Consider the following 4,395-nt stretch of genomic DNA (forward strand, 5'->3'; position numbering starts at 1 on the left):
GCGACGAAAAAGCCAATCCGCCGCAGCAAGGATAACGCTCGTGCCCTAAGTTAGCGCCTATGGGGCGCTGTCCCGCCAACTATCGAGCGGATATGCGCTCCGCTTCGGACGCCTCACTGCCCCCCGCGCAGCCTCACCACAGCACTGCGCGCCGCGAGCACCAGCACCGTGATGATGATCAGGATCACCGAAAGTGCGGCGATCGCCGGGTCGATGTTGTCGCGCAGGCCCATCCACATCAGGCGCGGCAGCGTGATGGCGTTGACCGAGGTGATGAACAGGGTGACGCCGATCTCTTCCCAGGACAGCACGAAGGACAGCAGGGCTGCGGTGACGATGCCGAACTTGATGTTGGGCATGATGATACGGGTGGCGCGCTCCCACACCGTGGCGCCGAGGCCGCGCGCGGCAAGGTCGATGCGCCGGTCGAGCTGGCTGAGCGACACCAGGATCAGCACTGTGGCGAAGGGTACTGTCATCACCGCATGCGCCATGGCGACACCGAGCCAGGTGTCGTAGCCGAAGAACGAACTGACGCCGGAAATCGAGGTCAGCAGGAAGTAGAGCGTGATCGCCGAAACCACCGGCGGCACCACCATCGGCAGCAGCACGAAGCCGACCAGCGCGGCGGTGAAGCGCGGCTGGAACATCCACACACCAAGGCTGAAGCACAGTGCCAGCACGGTGGAGAAAGCGCTGCTGACGACGCCGATCCTGATCGAGAGCAGGATCGAGTTGATCCAGCGCGGATCCTCGATCAGCGCCCGGTAGTGGCGCAGCGACAATTCGCCGGATGGCATTGCCAGCATGCGGGTCGGCGTCAGCGACACCGGAATGACGGCAAGCAGCGGCAACAGCAGGAACAGCGCAACCAGGGCGGCGAGGACCAGCGAGACGGGGCCGGGGCGATAGGTCGGCATCAGATCAGCTGCTTCGGTCTGACATAGCGGAACACCAGCGCCATCAGCGCGCCGACGAACAGCACCAGCACGACGCTGATCGCCGCCCCCAGGCCCCAGTCCGGGCTCTGGAAGATGCGAAGATAGATCAGCTCGGCGACCATCACGCTGCGGCCGCCGCCGAGGATCGCCGGCGTCACGAAGAAGCCAAGCGAAAAGACGAAGACGATGAGCGCCGAGCCGATGATGCCGGAGTGCGTCATCGGCACGAACACCGACCAGAACGTGCGCATGCGGCTGGAGCCGAGCCCGCGCGCCGCCAGCAGCACGCGGTCGTCGAGGCTGCGCATCGAAGACGCCAGCGGAAACACGGCGAAGGGAATGAGGAAATGCGTCATGCCGACGATCACGCCGAATTCGTTGCGCACCAGCGTCAGCGGTTCTGAGATGAAGCCGATCGCCTGCAGCCAGGTGTTGAACAGGCCGCGATTGGAAAGCAGCGCCACCCAGCCGAAGGCGCGCGTCAGCACCGAGATCCAGAACGGCACCAGGATGCAGAACTCGGCGATCACGCGCTGCGCCGGCGTGCCGCGCACCCACACCACGGTGATGGCGTAGGCGGCGGCAACCGAAACGATCGTGACAATCGCGGCGATGCGCAGCGTGCGGACAAACACCGACTGAACCAGCGGGTCGCTAAGCAGCGTGCCATACTGCCCGAGCCCCGGCTCGGGCAGGGTGAAGCTCCAGTTGACGACGCCGAAGAATGGCCAGGCGTAGGCGGCGCCAAGGAACAGGAGCAGCGGCGCCATCAACAGCGCCGCGCCGATCCTGTCGGAGAGATATGCTTTCATCTCGGCCCGGTTATCCCGGTCGATCAGGCGGAGATGATCTTCGTGTATTCGTCGAGTGCGGCCCCGTAGTTCTTGGCGTACCACTCCATGTCGAGCGGGATCTGCTTCTTCATGTTTTCGGGGTCGACCGGGTTGATGCGCTTCTTGTCGGCGGGGATCAGCGCGTCGGCGGCCGGATTGGCCGGACCCTGGCCGAGCTTGTCAAACATGATCAGCTGCTTTTCCGGGTCCTGGGCGCTGGCGATGAACCTCATCGCCGCGTCCTTGCCGCCGGGATTGCCCTTGAGCACGGCGAGCGCGCCGGGCGAAATCAGGCCCTGGTCCCAGATGAACTTGATCTTGCCGCCGGAATCCTGCTCGATCAGCGAGGCCCGCGTCGACCAGACGATCGCCATCGAGGCCTCGCCGTCGAGCAGCACGCTCTGACTTTCGGCGCCGCCGCCCCAATAGGCCACCACGTTCTCCTTGAAGGCGGCGATCTTGTCATGCGCGCGCTTGAGGTCGAGCGGATAGAGCGAGGCCGGCGCGATGCCGTCGGCGAGCAGTGCCGCTTCCCAGCTCGACACGCCCCATTTGTAGAGCGAGCGCTTGCCGGGGAATTTCGTCACGTCGAAGAAATCGGCCATGCCGGTCGGTGCCTGGCTGCCGAATTTTTCGGAATCATAAGCGATGACATAGGAGAAGAAATAGGTCGAGGCGGCGTGCTCCCAGCCGAAGCCCTCGCGCATCTTCTTCTTGTCGACGATCGAATAGTCGATCGGCTCGAGCATGCCTTGTGCGCCGAGCGTGATCGCCGAGAATGGGTCGACGTCGACCAAGTCCCAGGTTGGGGCTCCGCTCTTGAACTGCGCCGCGATTGCGCCTTCGGTCGGGCCGGAGCCATCCATCTTGACGGTGATGCCGGTCTCCTTTGTGAAGGCCTGGCCATAGGCCGCGTCATAGGCGGTGATGGCGTCGCCACCCCAGTTGACCAGCACCAGTTCCTTGGCTTGCGCGAAGGCGCCGGTCGAGCGCAGCAGCATCGGCGTGCCGGCCAGCACGAGTGCGGCCAGCTGCGTGAACTGCCGGCGCGAGATCTCGCCGCGCGCCGCCCTGGCGGACAGCGTCTCGATGGAGTGTTTCTTGGTTTTGTTCGTCATGTCAGTTCCCCTTTTTTGTCGTTGATATTTCCCGAAAGCCAGCCTGGCGAATTTCGGCTTCGCCACGCCGATCGTCATTGTCCTCCGTCCGGAAGGAGGAAACCTTTTTCCGCAGGCCATGTCAGCCACACGGAATTGCCCCTGCTGAGTGCCGAAGCGGCGACCTCGTTCGGCACCGAGACCGTCACCTTGGCACCTTGGCGCGTGGTGAGATCGAGCCGCGTCGCAGCGCCGAGATAGGTCGAGGCGACCGCAGTCGCGGCGATGCCGTTTTCGCCGGCTGTCGCTTCGGGGGCGATCGACATGTATTCGGGCCGGATCGCCAGGATGGCGTTGCTGCCGACGGCGCTTGCATTGCCGCGCAGGGTGATGGTGCGGTCTTCGCACAGGCCGGTGGCGCCGTTGTCGGCGTTGCGCACGCCCTTCAGCGGCAGCATGTTGATCTCGCCGAGGAACTCGGCGACGAAGCGGTTGGCCGGCCGGTCGTAGACCTCGTCAGGCGCGCCGACCTGCAGCAACTTGCCGTGGTTGAAGATGGCGACGCGCGACGACAGTGCCAGCGCCTCGCTCTGATCATGGGTGACGAAGACGAAGGTGGTGCCGGTTTCCTGGTGCAGCCGCTTCATCTCGGCCTGCATCTGGCCGCGCAGGCCCTTGTCGAGCGCCGAGAACGGCTCGTCGAGCAAAAGCACACCCGGCTCGAACACCAGGGCGCGCGCCAGCGCGACGCGCTGCTGCTGGCCGCCGGACAATTGCGACGGCAGTTTCTTCTCGTGGCCCTTCAGCCCGACGCGCTCGATCATCTCGCCGACACGCCGCTTGATCTCGGCCGACGATTTCTTGCGCACCTTGAGCGGGAAGGCGATGTTGGCCTCGACCGACATATGCGGGAACAGCGCGTAACCCTGGAAAACCATGCCGGCGGCACGCTGTTCGGCCGGCCGCTCGGTGATGTCGACGCCGTCGGTGTAGAGGCGACCGTCGGTCGGCTGCACGAAACCGGCAAGGATCATCAGGAAGGTGGTCTTGCCCGAACCGGAGGGCCCGAGGAGGGTCAGGAACTCGCCGCGGCCGATATCGAGCGTCAGATCGTCCAGCGCACGGAACGAGCCGAAGCTCTTGCCGATCCCGATTGCCTTGATCTCTGCGGCACGGCCGGGTTGCTGCATCCTGCCTTTGTCCTCAATGCTGATTGAAATCGTAGGCAGGGCGGCGGCTCACCGCAACCGAATAGTTTTCGCCTGACCGGCAAATTTGATTCATCTGTTGCCGACGTGGGGGAGGCGAGCGGGACGCTTGAGCCGCCAATCTCCCCCCGTGTGGGGGAGATGTCCGGTAGGACAGAGGGGGGCGCTGTCCCGCCAGCCTATCAACTATGGAGCTGCCCATCGCTGGTTTCAGAGTTGCTGCAAAAGTTAGCGTTCCTTCGCGCCCCCCTTGTAACTTGTTTCTTGCCGACTCTGCTATGAAAGCAGGTGCGGTGGCGGACGGGAGACCGAACCC

General features: G+C 64.4%; 4 protein-coding genes. All 4 read right to left on the reverse strand.

The genetic code is table 11. The features are described from left to right. Window positions 1-113: 113 nt before the first annotated feature. The 4 genes from AC0L25_RS32110 to AC0L25_RS32125 all read right to left on the reverse strand — a co-directional run bounded on the left by AC0L25_RS32110 (window position 114) and on the right by AC0L25_RS32125 (window position 4,061). Entirely contained in the window at window positions 114-920 is an 807-nt protein-coding gene (locus tag AC0L25_RS32110) for an ABC transporter permease (RefSeq protein WP_128187504.1), read from the reverse strand. Further along, on the reverse strand, window positions 920-1,753 hold the full coding sequence (locus AC0L25_RS32115) for an ABC transporter permease (RefSeq protein WP_473599132.1): 834 nt from the start codon (window positions 1,751-1,753) through the stop codon (window positions 920-922). Before AC0L25_RS32115 ends, AC0L25_RS32110 begins: the two co-directional genes overlap by 1 nt. 23 nt (window positions 1,754-1,776) lie before the next feature. Beyond that, window positions 1,777-2,892, reverse strand: a complete 1,116-nt coding sequence (locus AC0L25_RS32120) for an ABC transporter substrate-binding protein (protein ID WP_473599133.1) — start codon at window positions 2,890-2,892, stop codon at window positions 1,777-1,779. Between the two features lie 74 nt (window positions 2,893-2,966). Beyond that, window positions 2,967-4,061 carry an ABC transporter ATP-binding protein gene (locus AC0L25_RS32125; protein ID WP_473599134.1) on the reverse strand — a complete coding sequence of 365 codons (1,095 nt, stop codon included), beginning with the start codon at window positions 4,059-4,061 and terminating at the stop codon, window positions 2,967-2,969. Window positions 4,062-4,395 lie beyond the last annotated feature (334 nt).

Source organism: Mesorhizobium sp. WSM4813 (assembly GCF_055811555.1).